Genomic DNA, 23,900 nt, shown 5'->3' with positions numbered 1-23,900 from the left:
TAAACGCTTTAAATAACAGGTTTTTTATTACCTAAGTTAAGCCTTTATGTTGTTTGTTTTTAATACTGATGTAGCATAGGAAATATATATTAAGTTTTACTAATATGTATGTTGACAAAAATTGTACAAAGGTAAATACTATTACAAACTTTCAGTAATTACTGAAAGTTCATTAAATCTTAACTTTGCCAATTAAATGTTGCCCTGTTAATCCGTCACTCTCAAGGAGCCAATAATGATAGATGAAACCTTTGTGGATCTATCGCGATTACAGTTTGCTGTTACCGCTCTCTTTCATTTCTTATTCGTACCTTTAACGATAGGTATGACCTGGATTTTAGTTATTATGGAATCGGTTTATGTTATGACCGGTCGCGAAATTTATCGTGATATGACTAAGTTTTGGGGAAAATTGTTTGGTATTAACTTTGCAATTGGTGTGGCAACAGGCCTTACCATGGAATTTGAGTTTGGTACTAACTGGTCTTATTACTCCCATTACGTAGGTGATGTTTTTGGGGCTCCCCTGGCTATTGAAGGTTTAATGGCATTCTTTTTAGAATCGACCTTTGTGGGGATGTTCTTTTTAGGCTGGGACAGGCTTTCTAAACGCCAACATTTAGGCGCGACCTTTTTAATGGCCATTGGTACTAACATGTCGGCGCTGTGGATTTTAATTGCCAACGGTTGGATGCAAAACCCAGTAGGCGCTGAATTTAACTATCAAACCATGCGCATGGAAATGACTAGTTTTGCAGAGCTTGTGTTTAACCCTGTAGCCCAAGTTAAGTTTATTCATACTGTATCGGCAGGTTATGTAGCTGCCTCTATGTTTGTATTGGGTATAAGCAGTTGGTATATATTAAAAGGCCGTGATTTAGCATTTGCTAAACGCTCTTTTTCAGTCGCTTCGGGCTTTGGTTTAGCGTCAATTTTGTGTGTAATTTTACTCGGTGACGAATCAGGCTACGAAGTAGGCGAAGTCCAAAAAGTAAAACTTGCCACAATTGAAGCCGAATGGCACACAGAAGAAGCTCCGGCTGCGTTTACCGCATTTGGTTTTCCTGATTCAGAAGAGCAAGTAACACATGCGGCGGTTAAAATACCTTACGCACTTGGGTTAATTGCTACGCGCTCACTAGATGAGCAAGTAACGGGTATTAACGACCTAGAAAAACAACATGAAGTACGTATTCGCAACGGTATGATTGCTTATGAATACCTTACAAAACTCAGAAACGGTGAAGATACACCAGATAATATTGCCAAATTTAATACTCTAAAAGATGATTTAGGTTATGGCTTGCTACTTAAGCGCTACACACCTGATGTTGTAGATGCTACTGAAGAACAAATTCAAAAAGCAGTTAAAGACTCTTTTCCTAAAGTAGGCCCTATGTTTTGGTCATTTAGGATTATGGTTGCCTGTGGTGTGGCCATGCTTGGTGTATTTATATTGGCTTTTTACTACAACGCACACCGCGTTATTGAGCAAAAACGCTGGTTGTTATGGGCTGCCGTATTGAGTATTCCACTACCTTGGATAGCGATTGAATTTGGCTGGATTGTTGCCGAGTATGGTCGCCAACCTTGGGCTATATCTGAAATACTGCCGACCTTTTTAGCCACGTCGTCACTAACAGTAAAAGATATCTTAATTAGCTTAACTGGATTTATTGTCTTCTATACTGGTTTAGCCATTGTGGAAGGCTGGCTGATGATCCGCTTTGTTAAGCAAGGGCCAAGCTCGCTACATACTGGTAAGTATCATTTTGAATTACCAAACAAAGCTGATAAAACTGAAGGAGAGCAATCATGATTTTTGATTATGAAACATTAAAAATGCTTTGGTGGTTGATCATTGGTGTGCTGCTTATTGGTTTTGCTATTACCGATGGTATGGATATGGGCGTTGCTATGTTGCTCCGCCTCGTTGGTAAAACAGATTCAGAGCGCCGCACAGTAATAAACACAATTGGCCCGCATTGGGATGGTAACCAAGTATGGTTTATAACGGCAGGCGGCGCGTTATTTGCGGCGTGGCCTATGGTTTATGCTGCTGCATTTTCGGGCTTTTACTTTGCCATGATGCTAGTACTCTTTGCTTTGTTTTTTAGACCACTTGGATTTGATTACCGCAGTAAAGTAGACTCAAAACGCTGGCGCAATAACTGGGATTGGGGCTTGCTTGCAGGCAGCGCAATTCCAGCATTAGTATTTGGTGTTGCGTTTGGTAATTTATTTTTAGGCGTACCGTTTAATATTGATAACCTTATGCGTGTTAGCTACCAAGGATCATTTTTTGGCTTGCTTAACCCATTTGGATTACTTGCAGGTTTAGTAAGTATTACCATGTTAGTTGCGCATGCGGGTATGTGGTTACAACTTCGAACAGCAAGTGTGGTCGCAGAGCGTTCGGGTCAATATGGCCGCTATTCTCTTATTGTGTTTATCGTGTTATTTGCTGCAGCTGGTTTTTGGGTGGCTAACTTAACGGGTTACCAAGTTGTATCTATGGCTGATACACAAAGTCATGCAGACCCTCTAGCTAAAGTAGTCACTACAGCGCAAGGTGCTTGGTTAAGTAATTACAGCACCCGTCCGTGGACAATGACCTTCCCTATTTTAGCCTTTGCAATGGCATTAAGTGCACTTGTGTTTTCAAAATTAAATAAACCTGCACTTGGACTTATTTCAACAAGCTTAATGTTAATTGGCGTAATTATGACGGCCGGTGTTTCTCTGTTCCCATTTATTATGCCATCAAGTAACAACCCTAATATTAGCTTAACAATTTGGGATGCGGTATCGAGCCATAAAACGCTCAATATAATGTTTGTTGCAGTGTGTATTTTTGTACCACTAATTTTGTCCTACACCACTTGGTGTTACGTAAAAATGTGGCGCAGAGTAACGGTAGAAGAAATTGAAAACAACACTCATGGTAGCTACTAAGGAGACTAAACAATGTGGTATTTCGCTTGGATTTTAGGTGTACTTTTGGCCTGTACCTTAGGTGTAATAAATGTAATGTGGTACGAATTTCATCAAAATAAAAACAGCATTGCTGATGATGAACAAGCCATGCACGATTTATTAAATGATGCTAACAACACAAAAGATGACGACTAACCCCCGACCAGATCGCGCGCAGCAGCAATCACTGCGCGCTTTTTTAAAGCGTCAAAGTAAACCCGCTGCAGTGTGGTTAAAGTTAAGCATTGCACTGGGTACTTTTAACGCATTACTGATGATTGCAGGTGCTTATTTACTGGCTCAAGCTATTCATAATGTAATGTTTGAAGATGATAACTTAGCCCAAGTCACTCATTTATTATGGCCCTTAGCAGGCATTATTTTATTGCGCGCGGTGTTTTTAGCGTTAAGTGAGCGCTTAAGTGCATTTGCTGCGCTTAAAATAAAATCGGCTATGCGCCAAACACTTCTCCATAAGCTCAGCTTACTTGGGCCTAGTTATATAGAACAACACGGCCAAGGCGCTACATTAAACACCCTGCATAATGGCGTTGAAGCACTTCACGACTATTATGCTAAATACTTGCCAGGTGTTGCTTACAGCGCGCTTATTCCGCTGGCAATATTGGTTGTTATTTTTCCGACAGATTATAAAGCTGGGCTGATATTTTTATTAACCGCCCCACTCATTCCTTTTTTCATGATTTTAGTAGGCTCTAAAGCCGAAGCTTTAAATCAAAAACGCTGGAAGCAACTTGCTGTACTGGGCAATTACTTTTTTGACCGCGTACAAGGTTTAACTCAACTCAAGCTATTTAATGCAACACGTACCGAACTTAAGCAAATAGCTAAAATTTCAGACGACTTTAGACACGCGACACTCGATGTTTTAAAAATCGCGTTTTTATCATCATTTGCACTTGAGTTTTTAGCTACCATTAGCGTGGCACTCGTTGCCGTAATTATTGGTTTTAGACTATTTTTTGGCACTCTTGATTTTGCTACTGGCTTTGTGGTGCTACTTTTAGCGCCTGAATTTTATTTACCACTGCGCCAGCTAGGTAGCCATTACCATGCACGCTTACAAGGCATTAGTGCGGCGGCCGATATGGTTGCGATTTTAAATGCACCACTGCCAAGTGACGTAAATGCGCCAGTAACTACAAGCGCACCTGAAAACAATTTAACTTTAAATACAATTGATTCAATAAGTATTACCGACCTTAATTTTATATACCCAGGTAGTAACGAAGGGATTAAAAATATAAATTTAACATTGCCAAATAAAGGCTTAATTGCAGTTGTGGGCAGTAGTGGCTCAGGTAAAAGTACGTTGTTTGATTGTCTATTAGGGTTTCACCCTGAGGTGATTAACAACCTATATATTAATAATCAGAGTTTAAGTACAACCGATATTACTTACTTGCAAAATAATATTGCATGGATACCACAACAAGCGACGCTATTTTACGACACCATTGCTGCCAACATTAAATTGGCCAAACCCACTGCCACACAGCAAGAGCTTGAACACGCGGCAAAACAAGCTGGTGTGCTTGAATTTATAAATACCCTACCCGATGGTTTTAACACGCTGATAGGTGAGCAAGGCGAAGGGCTTTCTGGCGGTCAAAAACAACGTATTGCACTGGCTCGCGCATTTATAAAACAAGCACCAGTCTTAGTGCTTGATGAGCCCACTGCGCACCTTGATAGCCAAACAGAGCTGCTTATTCAAGATGCTATTAATGAATATGCTAAAAACAACTTAGTGTTAGTTATTGCCCATAGATTAAATACCGTTAAACATGCCAGCAATATCATTGTGATGCACGATGGAAAAATAGCTGAGCAAGGTGACTTTGAAACACTTGCAGCGCAAAATGGTGCATTTGCTGACTTACTAAAAACGGCTGAACAAGGGGTGGCGCATGCGTAATTTTATTCGCTTATTAAAGCTTTGTGCTCCTCATTACAAAGCTATGCTATTGGGTACATTTTTAGCAACGATTACGGTATTAGCTAATGTGGGCCTGTTGGCTATATCTGGCTGGTTTTTAGCATCAATGGCCGCTGCTGGTATTGCGGGCGTACAAATGAATTATTTTACTCCTGCCGGCACGATTCGTTTTTTAGCTATTGTGCGAACAGCATCGCGCTATGGCGAACGCCTAGTTACCCATAACGCCACGTTTTTATTACTAAGTGAAATACGTACCAATGTATTTGCAACGTTAAGCAAGCTTAACAATGTTGATTTAGCAATGAGCCGCAGCGCTGATTTAGTTAACCGATTACAAAACGATGTAGACGCACTCGACAAATTTTATTTAAACGTTTTACTGCCTATGCTGGTTGCTCTTTTAAGTGTACCAATCATCATGCTGTTTATGTCGGCCTATAATGGCAACGTCGCCCTTATTTGCTTTACTGGCATTATACTTATTGGTGTGGTTATACCTGCCCTACTTAGCATAAAGCTCACTAAAAACAGCCATAAAGAAACACAACTGAGTGCACAACTTCGCTCTGAGCTTTCAGATACACTTACAGGCCTTAGAGAGCTTAGTATTTATCAAGCCCGTTCGCAGCAGCTTAATAAGTGCGACGAATTAAGCGAGCAGTACAATCAGCAATTATTTATTCGCCACAAAGCACTGGCAAACTCAGATGGATTAAGCTTGTTGGTTGTTCAATTAGCGATGCTTGCTAGCATAGTAACCATTGTCCCACTGGTTTACGCAAGCAGTATGGTAAATGTAGAACTTGCTATGTTAAGTTTGTTTGTACTGGCAAGCTTTGAAAGCGTATTGCTACTACCCAACGCGTTTATAGAGCTTCCAAGTGTTTTAAAAGCAGCAGAGCGACTGTTTACACTTGAAGATAAAGCAGCTAGCTCACAAGTTAAAGATACACATGTAGACATTGATGAAAACTTTAGCGCGCAAAATCACACGTTAATACTTAACAATATTAGCTATCAATATGGTGAACAAACAGCGCTAACTAATATCAGTTTTGAACTAATGCCTCAGCAAAAGGTAGCGATTGTAGGTAGAAGCGGCAGCGGTAAAACGACGCTTGTAAATTTACTTACTGGTTTATGGCCTTTACAACAAGGCAGCATAACGCTAAACAATCAAAATAGCGTTGTTGACTTACATTCGTTAAATAATGATATACGCGCAAATGTTATAAATATACTCGCCCAGCAGCACCATATTTTTGATGGCACATTAAGTGAAAACTTACGTTATGCCGCGCCAAATGCAACTAAAGAGCAAATGATTGAAGCGCTCGCATTAGCTCAATTGAGCCCATGGTTTAATGAGCTAAAAGAAGGTTTAAAAACACGATTAGGCACTGGCGGGCGTAACGTTTCGCAAGGTCAATCTAGGCGTATAGCCATTGCCCAAGCATTACTTAAAAACCCTGCTATTTTAGTTCTTGATGAACCAACAGAAGGTCTTGATAATCAATCTAAGCAAGGGGTAATGCAAGCAATAATGCATGTTATGAATAACGCCAGCGTGCTCACAATTACGCACGATCCCGCTCTACTTGCTCAAATGGATAATGTTGTATGGTTAGAAGGCGGTAAAGTAATTGCGCAAGGCACTCATAAAGAGCTCAGTGGCACTCATCCCGACTATGTTGCGCTAACTACCCGGTTTTAAAACCGTTACTGATACATCAATAACGCCGACTTTAGGGTCGGCTATCTTTTTAAACATACTCTTTGATAAGTCAATAATACGACCTCGCACATACGGACCTCTATCGTTGATTCTTACCGTGACTGATTTGTTATTAGCTAGATTGGTAACAACCACCTTAGTGCCAAAATCGAATTCTAAATGGGCTGCCGTGGCGGCTTGTTGGCTAAAGCGCTCTCCGTTGGCAGTTGTTCTGCCGTGATATTTATCAGCATAAAAAGAAGCTTTTCCTACTTGAGTGATTTCTCCAGCAGATGACTTAACAATAGGTTGGCTACTACAAGCGGCTAAAGCTGAAGTTATAAAAAGAGTGACAACAAACTTAGGTAAACGCATAGGATGACTTTTATTATACAAATTAGGCGCATACTAACTTGAGTAGCCTGAGTATTAACTGAATTAGCTTAAAAGCAGGACAATAAAAAACCACCTTCGATTTATCATCTAGGGTGGTTTTTTAATGCTTAAAGCAAAACGCGCGAATTATCTTACGATGCCGCGCTCTGAGCTTTTAACAAAGTCGACCATCAATTTCACAGCAGGATACTTTGCAGCATCTTCACTAAGCGACTCAATAGCTTCTTCAGCACCTAGGCTCTTACGGTAAAACGCTTTGTATGCACGGCGTACAGCCATAATTTCATCACTTTCGAAACCACGACGTTTCATGCCTTCTTTATTGATAGCGGCAGGACCTGCTGGCATACCAATGGTAGTAACAAAAGGTGGTACATCTTTGTTAACACCTGAATACATACCAATAAAGGCATGTGCACCAATTTTACAAAACTGATGAACTCCCGAATTACCACCTAAGATAACCCAGTCGCCTACATGTACATGGCCGGCCACACTTGCATTGTTAGCAAAAATTACGTTATCGCCAATTACCGCGTCATGTGCAACGTGTGTATAAGCCATAAATAAGTTATTACTACCAATTTTAGTAACGCCTTGGTCTTGAATTGTACCACGGTGAATAGTGGCACATTCACGGATAACATTGTTATCACCCATGATTAATGTGGTTGGCTCGTTGTTGTATTTTTTGTCTTGGCAGGCTTCGCCTACAGACGCAAACTGAAAAATATGATTGCCAGAGCCAATAGTTGATGGCCCTTTAACAACAACATGAGACTCAATAATACAGTTATCACCGATAACAACATCATTGCCAATATAACTATACGGACCAACTGAGACATTGTTGCCTAGTTTAGCGCCAGGTTCGATTATTGCTGTAGAATGGATCACTATTAAAACTCTCTTCTCGCACACATAATTTCGGCACTACACACTACTTTGCCGTCGACTCTAGCTTCTGCTGCAAACTTCCAAATGTTGCGACGTTCTTTTAAAAACTCAACGTGAAGATGCATTGTATCACCTGGGATCACTGGCTGTTTAAAACGTGCGTTATCAACAGCAGCAAATAAATATAGTTCGTTTTCACTACGATTTTCTACTGTTTTAAAACCTAATAAACCCGTAGCTTGCGCCATTGATTCTAATATTAGCACACCAGGAAAAATTGGCTGATTTGGGAAATGGCCAGTAAATATAGGTTCGTTTATAGAAACATTTTTAATAGCATGTAAAGATTTTCCAGGTGTAAAATCAATAACACGATCTATTAATAGCATCGGGTAACGGTGCGGTAATAAACTTAAAATTTCTTGAATATCAAGGCTATTTAATTCGTTTGCCAAAATAGCATCCTTATTAGTGTTCAACGTTATGACTTAGCCAATGCTTCAAGCGCTTTAAGACGAGATTTCATGTCTGAAAGGTTACGCAAGTGAGCTATTGATTTACGCCATTCTTTGTTTGTTGTATGGGGCATACCAGATGAGTAAATACCTGGTTCGGTGATTGATTTTGTCACCATACTCATGCCGGTAATTATAACACCATCACATACAGACATGTGACCATTAATTGCAACCATGCCACCAATTTGACAGTTTTTGCCAATGGTAACGCTTCCTGCAAGTACGGTGCAGCCCGCGATTGCGGTGCCTGAATTAACTTCAACGTTATGCGCTATTTGACACTGATTATCGATAATAACATTGCTATGGATGATGGTATTATCCAGTGCGCCACGATCAATTGTCGTGCTTGCACCAATTTCAACTTTGTTACCTATGATCACAGAGCCAAGCTGAGGTATTTTTACCCATTGCCCGCGTTCGTTCGCATAGCCAAACCCATCACTACCTACAACACTATTTGCTTGAAACAAACAATCTGAACCAATTTCAACATCGTGATAAATAGTCACACTAGACCAAAGCTTAGTGCCAGAGCCTATTTTAACACGTTCTCCGATAAAACTGTTCGGACCAATTTGCGCATTGTCACCTATCACCGCATCAGCTTCAATGACTGCATTAGCACCTATGGCGGCGCTGTCACTAACAATCGCTGTTGAATGAACAGTGGCACTTGGATGTATACCCGTCGAGGCTGAGCGTGGTGTTGTATCCATAAATTGCGCTAATTTTGCGTAACTTACATACGGATTAGCAACAATAACTTTGCTACCACTAAAGTACTGAGCATCGGCTTGGCTTACTATTACAGCGCTAGCTTGAGTAGTTTCAAGTTGCGAGCGATATTTTGAGTTCGCTAAAAATGCAATATGCCCAGAATGGGCATTTGCAAGTGTCGCTATTTTTTTTATTTCTAAAGCGCCATCACCCTGAAGTTCGGCGCCTAGAAGTTCCGCAATTTGCGAAAGCGTATAATTTTGCATAGAGTGATTATTTCTTACTAACTGCAGCTACAACTTTAGACGAAAGATCAGTTACTTCTTTAGGATTAAAGTAAATTGTTGTGTCTTTTACTTTAACTTCGTCGAAGTCGCCGTCTTTAGCAATTTCTTCAATTGTTTTGATGATCACACCTTGAACTTTAGCAAGTTCTTGGTTTTGGCGCGCTTTGATTTCTTGCTCTAAAGGACGGCCTTGTTCAGCAAGATTTTTTTGCATGCCTTGAATTTTATCACGTAGTGCATCTTTTTGAGCTTGGCTCATAGTTGTACTTTCGCGTTTAAATTTTTCAGCTTCAAAACGAATATCGCCTTGTAACTTTTCAAGCTCTTGACGACGTTCAGCAAACTCAGTTTGTAAAGACTGTTCAATTTTAGCCATTTGAGGAATTTGCTTGTAGATTTCCTGCATATCAACAATACCTACTTTGTGTGCAAATGCATTCACAGAAGTACCCATCATTAAAGTTGCTAAAACTGCTACAGCTGTTGATTTAAATAATTTTTTCACAAAAAACTCCTTTAGAAAGTGTTACTAATGTTAAAGCTGATGGTTTTCGTATCGTCATCTTCTTCTTTTTGCAATGGATACGCAAAACTGATCAGCATTGGACCCATTGGAGAGATCCATTGTAATGAAAGACCGGTTGAAACCCTAAAGCGCATTGGGTCTGAATAGTCATCTAATTTAGCACGTTCATCAACGCCTAAGTTTTGATAGCGGTCTACGTTAAACTCAGTATCCCATACGTTTGCAGCATCAACAAAGAAGCTAGTACGTACAGAGCTGGTATTTTCTTCATCTAAGAATGGCGTAGGAACAATTAGCTCCATACCTGCCACTGCTTTAGCATTACCACCAATACGGCCTTGTGGCACTAGAATATCAAATTCTGATGCGCCACCAATGCTACCGGTTGTAGTACCGTCTGCACCTGGCGTACCCGGAATAGACTGCGGTATACGCGATACAGCACGTGGTAATATTGTATTACGGTCAAAGCCACGAAGTTCCATTTCCGTTATACGGAAGTACTCTTGGAATGGAAGTGTTTGCTCATACCCGTTTGTAGAACCATAACCATTACCATAACCAAGTGCTGCACGCGTTGAGAATACCCAACGATGGTCATTTGATATAGGCCAGTAAAAACGCGAATCGTAATTCAGTTTAAAGTACTGAAGATCTGAGTTAGGCGTTGTTGCTGTTAAGTTTAGAGTTTGACGCGAACCCGCTGTTGGGAATAAACCACGGTTAACGGTGATACGCGACCAGCCAACACTCAGCTCATACTTAGTAAAGTCAAAGCCTGCATCTGGATTGTCTGGATCTAAGAATGTTTCACGAAGTACACGCGTTTGCTCGTACTCTGCAATATCCGAAAGCTCTTCTTTAATCCAACGGGCGCCAAAGTTAACACGATTTACAGCATCAATTGGAAAACCAATATTTGTGCCTAAACCATAACTTTTTGATTTGTACTCAACAAGACTGAATTTACTTGCATCGTAGTTTCTGTAAAAGATGCTACTGCCTTGCGATACACCATCTGGCGTAAAGTATGGGTCTGTGTACGATAAGCTTAAGCTTTCAGAACCTGTAGACGTATTAAGATTTAAACCAATTTGGTTACCTGTGCCTAAAAAGTTAGATTCTGTTACACCAATATTAAATTGCAGACCTAAGTAAGAACCATAAGCAAGGCCAGCATTAAAGCTACCCGCTGATTGCTCTTTTACAGTAAAGTCTACATCTACTTGGTCATCCACACCTGGTACAGGCACTACGTTGAAATCAACAGTTTCCATGTAAGGTAAACGTTGAATTTGTAGTTTTGAACGCTCAAGGTTTTGATTAGATAACCAGGCGCCTTCAAGTTGTGTCATTTCACGGCGAAGTACTTCATCAGCTGTATTTTGGTTACCACCAACAATAATACGACGAACATATACACGTTTACCTGGATTAACCGATAGTGTTAGTTGTACTTCTTGCTTTTCGTCGTCAATTTCTGGAATTGTACGCACTTCAGCATTAGCGTAACCAAAACGTGCTAAGTAGCTTTTAATAAATTCTTCTGACGAAGTAACGACTGAGCCATTGTAAAGCTCACCCGCTCTAAGTGGGATAACACTTTTAATTAAGTCTTCACGGCCAAGCAAGTCACCAATAAAGTCAAAGCCTTTAACGGTATATTTTACGCCTTCAGTTAAGTTAGCTGTAACGTAAACTGACTCACGTTCAGGGCTCACTGATACTTGCGTTGAATCGATATTAAAACGTAGGTAACCACGGTCTAAATAATAACTACGAATTTTTTCTAAATCGCCTTCAATGGTTTGCTTTTGGTAGCGATCGCTACCCATAAACTGCCACCAAGGTAAATCTTGCTGCGATTCAGCAAGTTTAAGAAGCTCTTCATTAGAAAAAAGTTCATTACCCACTAAGTTAATTTGTCGGATAGAAGCTGCATCACCTTCATCAAACTCTAATTTAAGTTTAACGCGGTTACGAGGCAACTTAGTAATACTGATATCTACTTTAGCGTTGTATTTACCAATACTGTGGAAAAACTCAACTAAGCCCTTTTCGATACTATCGATAACGGTTTTATCAAGTGGCTCACCTTGGCGAATATCTTGCTGATCAAGAGACTCATTAAGCTGCTCGTCTTTAATGTCTTTATTGCCTTCAAACTCAATGAAGCTGATGGTAGGACGTTCCGTTACTTTAAAAATAACGTTGTTGCCATCACGAAGGGCTTTTATGTTATCAAAGTGCCCAGAACGATAAAGTGACTTTATTGTTTTTGAAATCGTATAGTCATCAACATTATCGCCTACGTTAATAGGAATATGTGTTAGCGCTGCACCAAGTGCTACACGCTGTAAACCTTCAACTTTCAGGTCTTCAACAATAAAGGAGTTTTGGCCTAGGGCTGCAAAACTTGCACCCAATAAACTTGTTACTGCCAAATGTTTTTTTATAGCCATTTTATTATCTTTATCCTTTACAACTGTATTACCGCATAACACCCTACTAAAGTGGTGCTTTACAATCGTGTTCTAATTAGTAATTTGCCACGCTGTAAAACTACAAACGCGATACATCATTGAACAAAGCGAAACATGTTAGAAAAATGAGCAACAAGGCGCCCACTTTAAAACCAAACTCTTGTGTCTTTTCAGAGACCGGCTTTTTACGAAAAAGTTCAATTATGTAATACATTAAGTGTCCACCATCAAGCACTGGTAAGGGTAATAAATTAAATACACCCAAGTTAACGCTTATTAAGGCTAAAAAGCTTAAAAAGGCCACTAACCCATAGCTTACGCTAGTTCCAGCGCCTACTGCAATGCCCACAGGGCCACTTAAATTTTTAACCGAAACCTGGCCTGTAATTAAATTCCCAATCATGTCAAAACTGAGTGTAATTAAGCGCCACGTTTCTTTTGTGCCTCGCACGATACTATCGAGCGGGCCGTAATGTCTAGTCTCTACATAACCATCGGGCCATTGCTGTACAACAGGAGCAACGCCTAAAAAGCCTTGCTCAATACCGTTATTATCAATGCGCCCTTTAGGGGTTACTGTAATGGCTTTTATAGTATCTTGTCTTTTTACACTAAATTGTAAAGATTTGTTAGCTGATTGCGTAATAAGATTAACTAATTGCTGCCAATTGCTTATTGTTTCACCGTTTACAGCCAAAATTGTGTCATTAACTTGTAAATTAGCGTGCTCTGCAGCTGAGTCTTTAGTTACGGCGGCAATTGTTAAAGTGGCTTGAGGTCTAAACGGTACAATACCTAACGAGCTTAGTGGTGGCACGTCTTGCTGATCTAGTTTCCACCCCTCTAAATTAAGGGTTTTATCACGTGGCTGAAGGTTTTTATCGCGCACTATCACTTCAACGCTTTCTTCACCTAAATTAGACATAAGTGCAAACGTGGCATCTTGCCATGTCGTTATATCATCATCGCCAATTTTTATAATATGTTGAGAAGGCATAATGCCCGCTTGCTCTGCCCGGCTACCCTCGGTAATGCTACCTATCACAGGCTTTACCGACTGCACACCCACCATATACATTACAGCAAGAGCAAAAATGGCAAACAAAAAGTTGGCCATTGGACCCGCTGCAACTATGGCAATACGTGCTTGTACAGATTTAGCGTTAAACGATAAATGACGTTGGTTTGCCGGCACGTCATCAACACGCTCATCAAGCATTTTTACATAACCGCCTAATGGAATAGCCGCAATCACATATTCGGTATTGTATTTATCGTGCCATTTTAATAGTGGCTTACCAAAACCAATTGAAAAACGCAGCACTTTAACGCCCATTTTTCGCGCAACCCAAAAATGGCCATATTCATGTATGGCCACTAAAATACCAAGCGCTAAAATAAATGAGCCAAGATTCCAAAAAAAATCAAACATATTAATGCGCCACTTTTGTTATAAATTCTGAAGCGCTAATACGCGCTAATTTATCGCACTCTAAAATTTCATCTAAGCTTTGTACATTGGTATACGTTGCAGCTTCAAGCGTTTGTGCATTTATTTTGTATATATCAGTAAAACCAATTTTACCGTTTAAGAATGCACTTACTGCTATCTCATTTGCTGCGTTTACTGTTGTGGTAGCACCTTGTCCGGCACTACACGCATCAATCGCTAATTGTAGGTTTGGATAACGAGAAAAATCGGGTTTAGTAAACGAGAAGTCACAAATATCAGAAAAGTTTAATGGTTTAACACCGGCGTTAATACGCTCAGGATACGCAAGCGCATGGGCAATTGGCGTTCGCATGTCCGGATTACCCATTTGCGCTAAAATAGAACCATCGTGATATTGCACCATTGAGTGAATAATACTTTGTGGATGAATCACTACGTCTATATCACTGGTGTCGCAATTGAATAACCACTTAGCTTCAATAAACTCTAAGCCTTTATTCATCATAGTGGCCGAGTCTACTGATATTTTTTGACCCATCGACCAGTTAGGATGCGCCACGGCTTCACTTACAGTTACATCTTTTAATGTGTTTATATCGCGCGTTAAAAACGGGCCACCAGAACCGGTAAGCAAAATTTTACTTACGCCATGTTGCTGTAAATTTTGATCGCCTTTGGCACTTTGTAACGAAGAAGGTAGACATTGAAAAATAGCATTATGTTCGCTATCAATTGGCAGCAAGGTCGCTTTATGTTGTTTAACTTTATCAATAAACAACTGACCTGACATAACTAACGATTCTTTATTAGCAAGGAGTACTTTTTTACCTGCTTCTACTGCACTTAATGTTGGCAGTAAACCAGCTGCACCTACAATTGCCGACATCACGACATCAACATCTGGGTGAGCACATAAGTCGCACATTACTTGCTCGCCGTGCATAACAAGCGTTTGGCATGGTGTATTAGCTAAATAAGCAGATAACTGCTCAGCGGCTTGCTGGGTAGCCATAATCGCATAAAGTGGTTCGTGTTCAATACACAGCTCAGCCATTTTTTTTGCGTTTTGCCCTGCAGCTAAAACAAAAACATCAAACAACTCTTTATTGCGCGATACAACATCTAGTGTACTTAAACCAATTGAACCTGTTGCGCCTAAAATAACCAGCAATTGCTTTTGGCTCATAAACTAAGAGTCCACGCATAGCACATTACAAACATTGGAGCTGCAGCCGTTAAGCTGTCAATGCGATCTAAAATACCGCCGTGCCCAGGTAAACAACGGCCGCTATCTTTTAAACCGGCTTCACGTTTAAACATGCTTTCAAGTAAATCACCTACCGCAGAGAACAATGCAATAAATGCAGTCATTATCGCGTAGATAGGCCAAACACCTAAATCAACATCGGTAAAGTGACAAAATGCTAAAACAAAAATGATAGAAGCGACTACACCGCCTGCTAACCCTTCAATTGTTTTATTAGGGCTCACTTTTGGCATAAGTTTATGCTTACCAAAGCTCTTACCTGAAAAATAAGCGCCTACGTCTGCACTCCACACAATACCCAATACGACTAAAATAAGTACAGAGCCAAAATGTGTTGATTCAGCATATTGCGCACTGCGCAGCGTATTTAGTGCAAGCCATAACGGCACAAGTGTTAATAAACCTGCAATGCCGCGCATTACTAAACCTTCATTCCACGCTTTAGCCATTTCTGGATAGCGCCAAATTAAATAACTAGCAACAATCCACCAAGCAAACGAAAGCGTAAATACGTAATTTGCATCACCTACTAGCTTGCCATTTTCCCATAGTGATTCAATAGGCCAATGTAAATTAAGCAGACCAAGTAAGGCTGCAATCAATACAACAAAAGCACCTCGTTTGAGCTTATCGCATAAACCCATAAACGCAGACCATTCCCATGCGCCTAATAATACTATTGCACCGGCAAAGTAACTAAATAACGTAAGCGGTGTATAAAAAACCAAAGCTAATGCCGATGGTGCAAGCACTAGAGAGGTTAAAATTCGTTGTTTTAACAAAATGTGACCCTTATTCTATTTAGGTTTGAGCGAGTAATTGTTTTATTTGTTCGCCCGTACAACCAAAACGTCGCTCTCTGGCAACGTAACACGCTATAGCCTCAGCAAATGCTGCTTCATTAAAATCAGGCCAAAGTGTCTCGGTAAAGTAAAGTTCTGCATAAGCAACTTGCCATAGTAAAAAATTACTAATACGAACATCGCCACCAGTGCGAATAAGTAAATCAGGTTCAGCCTGATCTGCCATGCTCATATGCTGTGCTAAGCGCTCTTCTGTAATATCTTCTGCGTTGAGTGTGCCTTGCGCAACTTGCAAAGCAAGTTGTTTAGCCGCGTTAGCCATATCCCAACGACCACCGTAATTAGCTGCAACATTTAAGCGCAATCCGGTGTTATTTTCAGTCAGCTTATGCGCAGCGTCTACCTTGCTACGTAATCCTTCAGAAAATCGTGATAAGTCTCCAATAATGGTCAGTTTTACATTGTTTTTATGAAGCTTTTTAACTTCCTTTGTTAAAACAAATAAGAAAAGCTCCATTAAAGTGTTTACTTCGTCTTCAGGGCGGCGCCAGTTTTCACTACTAAAAGCAAATAAGGTTAACGATTGTATCCCTAATTTAGTACAAAACTGAACAGATTGACGAACTGCGTCTACGCCTTTTTTATGCCCATACACACGAGGTCTATTTCTAGCTTGTGCCCAACGTCCGTTCCCATCCATGATGATAGCAACATGTTTGGGTAAACATTGCTGTGAAATTGTGTCAGCATCTAGAACCATAAATATTGAGTATTCCATAAAAAAACGCCGCCTAGTATACCCTAGACGGCGTTTCAAAACTAATAATTTTAATAGGTCCTGTCGACCTTTCACGATTGTAATTTATTCAATCTAGGCAGAACCCTTTGGGCAGCGCATTTTTAGGTTTTATGCATTGCTATCGCCTAATAATGGAAAACAACCACATTACGTAGGCTCTGCCTTGCCTTAAAACCAAACACACTACTGCAAATTCAACCTTAAAAGATAAACAGGGACTTACTTAGATTTCCATTAACTCGGCTTCTTTAGCAGCTAATAGCGTATCCATTTCTTTGATAAACTTATCTGTAAGTTTTTGAATCGCATCATCTGATTGACGCGCTTCATCTTCAGATATTTCTTTATCTTTTAATAGACCTTTTACATCGCCATTAGCATCACGACGAATGTTACGAATAGCAACACGACCGCCTTCAACTTCGCCACGTACAATTTTGATTAGGTCTTTACGACGCTCTTCTGTAAGTGGAGGAAGTGGTACACGAATAACAGTACCTGCCGACATAGGGTTTAAACCTAAGTCAGACGCCATAATTGCTTTTTCAACAGCTTGCGCTAAAGACTTATCAAATACACCAATAGCAAGTGTACGAGAATCTTCAATTGTTACGTTAGCAACTTGGTTTAAAGGCGTTGGTGCACCGTAGTACGACACCATAATGCCATCTAGGATTGCAGGATGTGCACGGCCAGTACGAATTTTAGATAATTGGCTACCTAGTGCAGTTACACTTTTTTGCATGCGCGCTTGCGCGTCTTTTTGAATATCGTTAATCACGGTTTAATCCTAATTATTTGATTATTTCATCTGAGGCTTGTGAAGAAATAAGTGTTCCTTCTTCTTCACCCATAATTACGCGTTTTAGCGCGCCTGATTTATTCATATTAAATACGCTCAATGGCATATTGTGATCGCGGGCTAGAGTAAATGCCGCTAAATCCATAACTTTTAATTCTTTTTCAATGATTTCATTGTAGCTTAAGTGGCTGTAAAGCGTCGCTTCTGGGTTTTTAACAGGATCATCACTGTACACACCATCCACTTTAGTCGCCTTAATTACTGTATCCGCTTCAATTTCGATACCGCGTAAACACGCTGCAGAATCGGTAGTAAAAAATGGGTTACCAGTGCCCGCTGCAAAAATAACAACGCGGCCAGTTTTTAATAAACTAATTGCTTCAGCCCAGTTATAAGCGTCACATACACCATTTAGCGGAATAGCCGACATTAAACGACAGTTTACAAATGCACGGTGTAGCGCATCACGCATTGCAAGGCCGTTCATAACCGTTGCAAGCATACCCATGTGGTCGCCTACTACGCGGTTCATACCTGCTTCTGCAAGTGAACCACCGCGTAAAAAGTTACCTCCACCAATAACTAAACCCACTTCTACGTCAAGCTCTACTAGCTCTTTAATTTCTTGTGCCATACGGTCTAAAACTTTTGGGTCGATGCCGAAGCCTTCGTCTCCCATTAAAGCTTCACCACTTAATTTGAGAAGAACACGTCTAAAAATAGGTTTGCGATTGATAGTCATAGTATAGGGGCCAACTTTTATTGAATTATGGATAAAAAATAACCGCGCTTATGTTAAACATAAAAGCGCGGTTATTTTAAAGAATTTCTAGCTGTGAAGCAAAACCAAATAGTACTTTAATTGCATCTAATTTCCTTTTGCATCACAAATAGTTAATCTTACTGACCTTTAGCAGCTGCAATTTGAGCAGCAACTTCAGCAGCAAAATCTTCTTCTTTCTTCTCGATACCTTCACCAACTTCTACACGTACAAAGCCAGTAACTGTTGCGTTTTTCTCTTTAAGAATATCGCCAACAGATTTTTTAGGTTCCATGATGAAAGCTTGACCAGTAAGAGAAACCTCACCAGTGAATTTTTTCATGCGACCAACAACCATCTTCTCAGCGATTTCAGCAGGCTTGCCTTCATTCATCGCGATTTCGATTTGTACTTGCTTTTCTTTTTCTACAACGTCAGCTGGTACGTCTGAAGGAGTTAAGTACTCTGGACGTGAAGCAGCAACGTGCATTGCAACGTGCTTAAGTGTTTCTTCATCAGCAACACCTGCAACAACAACACCGATACGGTCGCCATGACGGTACTCAACTAGGTTTTCACCAGCAATGTACTGTAGACGACGTACGTTGATGTTTTCGCCAATTTTAGTTACTAGCTCAACACGGTCTTCTTCAAACTTAGCTTGTAAGTCTTCGATAGTAAGAGTGTCAGCAATTGCAGCTTCAGCAACTTTATCAGCAAATGCTAAAAAGCTTACGTCTTTTGCAACGAAGTCTGTTTGACAGTTAACTTCTACTAGTACTGCAACACCAGCGTTTTGCTTGATGATGATAGTACCTTCAGCAGCAATGTTACCTGCTTTTTTAGCAGCTTTAGCAGCGCCACTTTTACGCATGTTTTCAATCGCTAACTCGATGTCGCCATCAGTCTCAGTTAACGCTTTTTTACAATCCATCATGCCAGCGCCTGTGCGCTCGCGTAATTCTTTAACTAGGGCAGTAGTTACAGCCATTAGTAAATCCTCAAATCTGAAATCTGGTTTAGATAAGCGGGTTACCCGCTCTACAAGAATAACAAGTCTTCACCTTAAAAAGATGAAGACTTGATGATAGCTAATTACTCAGCTTCAACGAAATCGTCTTTCTCAGCTTGAGCAACGATGTTATTCTCGCGACCTTCAGTGATAGCAGCTGCAACAGCGCTAGTGTAAAGGCTTACAGCACGGATAGCATCATCGTTACCAGGAACGATGTAATCAACGCCGTCTGGGTTAGAGTTAGTATCAACGATTGCAACAACAGGGATACCTAGGTTGTTTGCTTCACGGATAGCAATGTGCTCGTGGTCAGCATCGATAACGAAAAGCGCGTCTGGAAGACCGCCCATGTTTTTGATACCACCAAGGCTCTTTTCAAGCTTTTCCATTTCGCGGTTAAGCATTAACGTTTCTTTCTTAGTTAATTTCTCGAAAGTACCGTCTTGGCTTTGTGCTTCAAGGTCTTTAAGACGCTTGATTGATTGACGTACAGTTTTCCAGTTAGTCAACATACCACCTAACCAACGGTGATTTACGAAGAACTGATCGCTTTCTAAAGCAGCTGCTTTAACTGCGTCGCTTGCTGCGCGCTTAGTACCAACGAAAAGAACTTTACCTTTGTTTGCTGCAGCACTTGATAAAAACTTAAGTGCGTCGTTGAACATTGGTACAGTTTGCTCAAGGTTGATGATATGTACACGGTTACGTGTGCCGAAGATGAAAGGCTTCATCTTAGGGTTCCAGTAACGTGCTTGGTGACCAAAGTGAACACCAGCTTGAAGCATATCGCGCATTGAAACGTTTGCCATTTTATAGATCCTCTATAGTTGTTTAGGGTTAGGCCTCCACATATCCCATAGCACCAACACCGAAGTAATTAAACTTCAAATGCACCCAAGTGTATGTGACGATACGTGTGTGTGTTAAAATAAAATTGTGTTTGCCTTAAATACAAAAAATCATTTAAGAATTTATTTGTAAAAAGACGGCGCGCTTTATACCATATTAAAATTAAATACTCAACGTCGCGTGCAAAATTTGTTCGGCGACAAATGTTAGAAACTCAACTTTGGAGCCTCAATGAGCGCTATTATCAAGACCCCTGAAGAAATAGAGAAAATGCGCGTAGCTGGGCGCTTAGCGGCCGATGTACTTGAAATGATCGGCCCTCATGTAGTGCCGGGTGTTACCACCGATGAGCTAAATACACTTTGTCATGATTATATTGTTAATGTGCAACAAGCAATCCCTGCTCCGTTAAATTATCATGGCTTTCCAAAATCAGTTTGTACGTCAGTTAATCATGTTATTTGTCACGGAATTCCAAATGACAAAGCATTAAAAGAAGGCGACAGCGTAAATATTGACGTCACTGTCATTAAAGATGGCTACCACGGCGATACTTCTAAAATGTTCCACGTTGGTACACCAAACATCCAAGCTAAGCGTCTTGCCGAAGTAACACAAGAAAGCTTATACCTTGCTATTAAAATGGTAAAACCTGGTGTGCGCTTAGGTGATATTGGCTCAGCTATTCAAAAATATGCAGAAAGTTTTAATTACTCTATTGTTCGTGAATATTGCGGCCACGGTATTGGCGCAGGATTTCATGAAGAACCACAAGTAATGCATTACGGTAAAGCGGGCACTGGCGAAACTTTAAAAGCGGGCATGTGCTTAACAATTGAGCCAATGGTTAATGCGGGTAAACGCCAATGTAAGCTACTTAAAGATGATTGGACTGTAGTAACTCGCGACCGCAGCTTGTCTGCACAGTGGGAACATACTTTATTAGTGACTGAAAATGGTGTTGAAATTTTAACGCTACGATCAGATGATACTATCGACAGGATCATAGAACACTAATAATAAATAAGAAATTAGGAGCCAGCCCACGTGGCATTACCCAACAAAGTAAAAAAGTTGCTCAGCGATGCAGAGCAACTTAGTGATTATCGCGATTGTTCTAGCTATTTTTATAAATGGTTACATAACGAATTTTCTAAACAACCGGTTGGGAATTTAATTAATGCCCGGGCTGAGTTTATTGACCGCCTACTAATTAAGCTTTTTCATGTTTACGACTTAGCGCGCGAACCTGATTTAGCATTAATAGCAGTAGGCGGATACGGACGTGGCGAGCTACATCCCTACTCCGACATCGACTTTTTATTGCTTGTAACTAAACCGCCAAGCGAAGAAATATGCGAAAAAATAGGCCAGTTTGTCACCATGCTATGGGATCTCAACTTAGAGATTGGTCACAGCGTGCGCACGATAGAACAAGCCATTGATCAAAAACGTGAAGACGTTACTTTTGCCACCAGCTTACTTGAAAGCCGCCTTATTTTTGGTAATCATATTGAGTTTGAAAAACTCAAAACGCATATTCTAGAAACACCCGTATGGCGCTCCGGTGAGTTTTTTACTGCCAAAGTTCAAGAACAAAACTTACGTCACAAAAAGTGCCACGGCACCGCGTATAATCTTGAGCCAAACATTAAAGAAAACCCCGGTGGCCTGCGCGACTTGCAAACCATTATTTGGGTTGCAAAAAAGCACTTTAGAACCGAAACTCTGCAAGAGTTAATAAGTCACGGCTACTTAACCCATGAAGAGTTTCAAGAGCTTTCAGAGTGCCTAGAAAACCTATGGAATATTCGCTTTGCACTGCATCTAGCCGCAGGTCGGGCTGAAAACCGCTTATTGTTTGATCATCAACCACAAGCCGCCGAAATTTTAGGTTTTGGTAGCGACGGTAAAGCCTCTGTTGAGCGTATGATGAAGCGCTTATTTAGAATAATGAGCCGCGTGCGCGAACTTAACCAAATGCTACTTTCATACTTTGAACAAAGTATCATGCCCGAAAGTAGTGAAAAAACAGTGATAGTACTCGACAGAAACTTTGAGCAAGTGGGCCATCAAATACGCGTAAAAGATCCATCTGTATTTTTTAGACGTGACCAACTTTTTGTATTGTTTGAGCACATAGCAGACAACCCTGCAATAACGCATATTTACCCAAGCACTATTCGTACAATCCGCCAAGTACGCCGCCGTTTATTAGGGGATTTACAAGATTATGCAGCCTGTCGTGAAGCCTTTTTACGCTTAGTTAAACACCCTAATGGTATGGGCCGCGCATTTACGCTTATGCACAAGCACGGCATGCTTGCCGCCTACTTACCGCAGTGGCGTAATATATTTGGGCAAATGCAGTTCGATTTATTTCACGCCTACACCGTAGATGAGCATACTCACAAATTAATCAAAAATATTTACGAATACTTTGATAAAACAAGCATTAGCGAGTTTCCTATTTGTAGTGAAATAGTCACTCGAATGGACAAACCAGAGCTACTTTATTTAGCCGGTATATTTCACGACATTGCTAAAGGCCGAGGGGGAGATCACTCAGAACTTGGCGCTGTTGATGCTATAGCCTTTGCTAAATTACATGGTTTTTCATCCTCTGATTCGAAATTAGTAGCATGGCTTGTAAGTAACCATTTACTTATGTCGGTTACCGCGCAGCGTAAAGATATTAACGACCCTGCTGTAATAAAAGACTTTGCAACACGTATTAAAACAGAGCGCCAACTCGATTACCTATATTGTTTAACCGTTGCCGACATCCGTGCCACCAACGACAACTTATGGAACGATTGGAAAAACACCCTACTACGTGAATTATACTTGCACACGCAGCGCGCATTACGCCTAGGGCTTGAAAACCCAATGGATCAGCGCGACCAAATTCGCGATAAAAAGCACCAAGCTAAACAACGTCTACTCAACTTGGGTTACCCTGAGAATAAAATTGATTTAATTTGGAGTCGCTTTAAAGCCAACTACTTTACCGCCTTTAGCGAACAACAAATATCGTGGCAAAGTGAGCATTTATTAAGCAGCACCGATTTAAGCCAACCCAGTGTAATTGTATCTAACAAAGCAATGCATGGTGGTACACAAGTATTTGTATACAGCCCTTACTCTGGAGCACTATTTGCAAGATTAGTGAGTGTAATTGGCTCTAAAAAAGCACATATACAGCACGCGCAAGTACTGACCACAAAAGACGGTTACGTCCTGTTTAGCTTTGTAATACTTGAAGTAAGTGGCGACCCTATAGCGAGCGGTCGAGCGCAATCAATTAAACGCGGGCTTGAGCAAGCACTTAGCGATCCACGTAAAAAAATTCGCTTTAAAAAGAGCCGCTCTCAACGCTTTAAAGATTTTAATATTAAACCTAAAATTGTGTTGCGCCCACATGCACGCAAAGACCGTAGCTTAATAGAAATTCAAGCCGTCGATATACAAGGTTTACTAACCAAAATAGCCGAAGTTTTCCAAGCGCATTTACTACACATTCACGCTGCCCGTATTACAACGGTAGGTGAACGTGCCGAGGATTTCTTTGTTGTATCTAATAACGAATACCAAGCGCTGACTGATGAAGAGCAAGCAAAAATTCATCAGGCATTACGTAAAAAATTCAACGCCGAAACAGAATAGAGGAC

General features: G+C 40.6%; 21 protein-coding genes. 7 read left to right on the top strand and 14 right to left on the bottom strand.

What is annotated here, in order from left to right:
- Positions 1–235: 235 nt before the first annotated feature.
- Genes H5120_RS11120 through cydC form a run of 5 tightly spaced genes read left to right on the top strand, consistent with a single transcriptional unit; the run spans position 236 to position 6,653 of the window.
- Positions 236–1,819 carry a cytochrome ubiquinol oxidase subunit I gene (locus H5120_RS11120; RefSeq protein ID WP_182674387.1) on the top strand — a complete coding sequence of 528 codons (1,584 nt, stop codon included), beginning with the start codon at positions 236–238 and terminating at the stop codon, positions 1,817–1,819.
- A complete protein-coding gene (gene cydB / locus H5120_RS11115) occupies positions 1,816–2,955 on the top strand; it encodes a cytochrome d ubiquinol oxidase subunit II (RefSeq protein WP_002958302.1) in 1,140 nt (379 codons plus the stop codon). Before H5120_RS11120 ends, cydB begins: the two co-directional genes overlap by 4 nt.
- 12 nt (positions 2,956–2,967) lie before the next feature.
- Positions 2,968–3,132 carry a cytochrome bd-I oxidase subunit CydX gene (gene cydX / locus H5120_RS11110; protein ID WP_002958303.1) on the top strand — a complete coding sequence of 55 codons (165 nt, stop codon included), beginning with the start codon at positions 2,968–2,970 and terminating at the stop codon, positions 3,130–3,132.
- Positions 3,122–4,915: a thiol reductant ABC exporter subunit CydD gene (gene cydD / locus H5120_RS11105; protein ID WP_182674430.1), complete on the top strand. Its 1,794-nt coding sequence runs from the start codon at positions 3,122–3,124 to the stop codon at positions 4,913–4,915. The genes cydX and cydD overlap by 11 nt, the downstream gene beginning before the upstream one ends.
- Positions 4,908–6,653 carry a thiol reductant ABC exporter subunit CydC gene (gene cydC, locus H5120_RS11100; RefSeq protein WP_182674386.1) on the top strand — a complete coding sequence of 582 codons (1,746 nt, stop codon included), beginning with the start codon at positions 4,908–4,910 and terminating at the stop codon, positions 6,651–6,653. The genes cydD and cydC overlap by 8 nt, the downstream gene beginning before the upstream one ends.
- Here cydC and H5120_RS11095 read toward each other — a convergent pair.
- From H5120_RS11095 to rpsB, 14 genes are all read right to left on the bottom strand, one after another.
- Positions 6,636–7,028 (bottom strand): septal ring lytic transglycosylase RlpA family protein, encoded by a 393-nt coding sequence (locus H5120_RS11095; protein ID WP_182674385.1) that lies wholly within the window; start codon positions 7,026–7,028, stop codon positions 6,636–6,638. The two genes, cydC and H5120_RS11095, sit on opposite strands and share 18 nt — an antisense overlap.
- Positions 7,029–7,175: 147 nt before the next feature.
- On the bottom strand, positions 7,176–7,946 hold the full coding sequence (gene lpxA, locus H5120_RS11090) for an acyl-ACP--UDP-N-acetylglucosamine O-acyltransferase (RefSeq protein WP_182674384.1): 771 nt from the start codon (positions 7,944–7,946) through the stop codon (positions 7,176–7,178).
- A gap of 2 nt (positions 7,947–7,948) precedes the next feature.
- Entirely contained in the window at positions 7,949–8,401 is a 453-nt protein-coding gene (fabZ, locus tag H5120_RS11085) for a 3-hydroxyacyl-ACP dehydratase FabZ (protein WP_002958310.1), read from the bottom strand.
- 26 nt (positions 8,402–8,427) lie between these two features.
- On the bottom strand, positions 8,428–9,450 hold the full coding sequence (gene lpxD / locus H5120_RS11080; RefSeq protein ID WP_024596249.1) for a UDP-3-O-(3-hydroxymyristoyl)glucosamine N-acyltransferase: 1,023 nt from the start codon (positions 9,448–9,450) through the stop codon (positions 8,428–8,430).
- 7 nt (positions 9,451–9,457) lie between these two features.
- Positions 9,458–9,976 (bottom strand): OmpH family outer membrane protein, encoded by a 519-nt coding sequence (locus H5120_RS11075; protein WP_002958312.1) that lies wholly within the window; start codon positions 9,974–9,976, stop codon positions 9,458–9,460.
- Positions 9,977–9,987: 11 nt separating this feature from the next.
- Complete coding sequence (bamA, locus tag H5120_RS11070; protein ID WP_024596248.1) at positions 9,988–12,459, bottom strand: outer membrane protein assembly factor BamA; 2,472 nt, start codon at positions 12,457–12,459, stop codon at positions 9,988–9,990.
- Positions 12,460–12,559: 100 nt separating this feature from the next.
- Positions 12,560–13,912 (bottom strand): sigma E protease regulator RseP, encoded by a 1,353-nt coding sequence (gene rseP, locus H5120_RS11065; protein ID WP_182674383.1) that lies wholly within the window; start codon positions 13,910–13,912, stop codon positions 12,560–12,562.
- A gap of 1 nt (position 13,913) precedes the next feature.
- Positions 13,914–15,119 carry a 1-deoxy-D-xylulose-5-phosphate reductoisomerase gene (gene ispC / locus H5120_RS11060; protein WP_182674382.1) on the bottom strand — a complete coding sequence of 402 codons (1,206 nt, stop codon included), beginning with the start codon at positions 15,117–15,119 and terminating at the stop codon, positions 13,914–13,916.
- The gene (locus H5120_RS11055) at positions 15,116–15,982 is read right to left on the bottom strand and encodes a phosphatidate cytidylyltransferase (protein ID WP_024606268.1); all 867 of its coding nucleotides are present in this window, start codon (positions 15,980–15,982) and stop codon (positions 15,116–15,118) included. Before H5120_RS11055 ends, ispC begins: the two co-directional genes overlap by 4 nt.
- Positions 15,983–16,001: 19 nt before the next feature.
- Entirely contained in the window at positions 16,002–16,781 is a 780-nt protein-coding gene (locus tag H5120_RS11050) for an isoprenyl transferase (protein ID WP_024596497.1), read from the bottom strand.
- 244 nt (positions 16,782–17,025) lie between these two features.
- Complete coding sequence (frr, locus tag H5120_RS11045) at positions 17,026–17,547, bottom strand: ribosome recycling factor (RefSeq protein ID WP_206013162.1); 522 nt, start codon at positions 17,545–17,547, stop codon at positions 17,026–17,028.
- Between the two features lie 49 nt (positions 17,548–17,596).
- Positions 17,597–18,346: a UMP kinase gene (gene pyrH / locus H5120_RS11040; protein ID WP_024596498.1), complete on the bottom strand. Its 750-nt coding sequence runs from the start codon at positions 18,344–18,346 to the stop codon at positions 17,597–17,599.
- Between the two features lie 158 nt (positions 18,347–18,504).
- A complete protein-coding gene (gene tsf, locus H5120_RS11035; RefSeq protein WP_002958320.1) occupies positions 18,505–19,356 on the bottom strand; it encodes a translation elongation factor Ts in 852 nt (283 codons plus the stop codon).
- 104 nt (positions 19,357–19,460) lie between these two features.
- Positions 19,461–20,189 (bottom strand): 30S ribosomal protein S2, encoded by a 729-nt coding sequence (gene rpsB / locus H5120_RS11030; protein ID WP_002958321.1) that lies wholly within the window; start codon positions 20,187–20,189, stop codon positions 19,461–19,463.
- A gap of 271 nt (positions 20,190–20,460) precedes the next feature.
- Between rpsB and map the strand changes: the two genes are divergently transcribed.
- Both map and glnD read left to right on the top strand, forming a co-directional pair.
- On the top strand, positions 20,461–21,246 hold the full coding sequence (gene map / locus H5120_RS11025; protein WP_002958322.1) for a type I methionyl aminopeptidase: 786 nt from the start codon (positions 20,461–20,463) through the stop codon (positions 21,244–21,246).
- A gap of 30 nt (positions 21,247–21,276) precedes the next feature.
- On the top strand, positions 21,277–23,895 hold the full coding sequence (glnD, locus tag H5120_RS11020) for a [protein-PII] uridylyltransferase (RefSeq protein ID WP_182674381.1): 2,619 nt from the start codon (positions 21,277–21,279) through the stop codon (positions 23,893–23,895).
- The last annotated feature ends 5 nt before the right edge of the window (positions 23,896–23,900 follow it).

It is taken from the genome of Pseudoalteromonas sp. SR43-2, from assembly GCF_014163885.1.
Taxonomy (GTDB): domain Bacteria; phylum Pseudomonadota; class Gammaproteobacteria; order Enterobacterales; family Alteromonadaceae; genus Pseudoalteromonas; species Pseudoalteromonas distincta.
The sequence above is the reverse complement of the archived record's forward strand: the minus strand, read 5'-3'. Positions and strand labels throughout refer to the sequence as shown.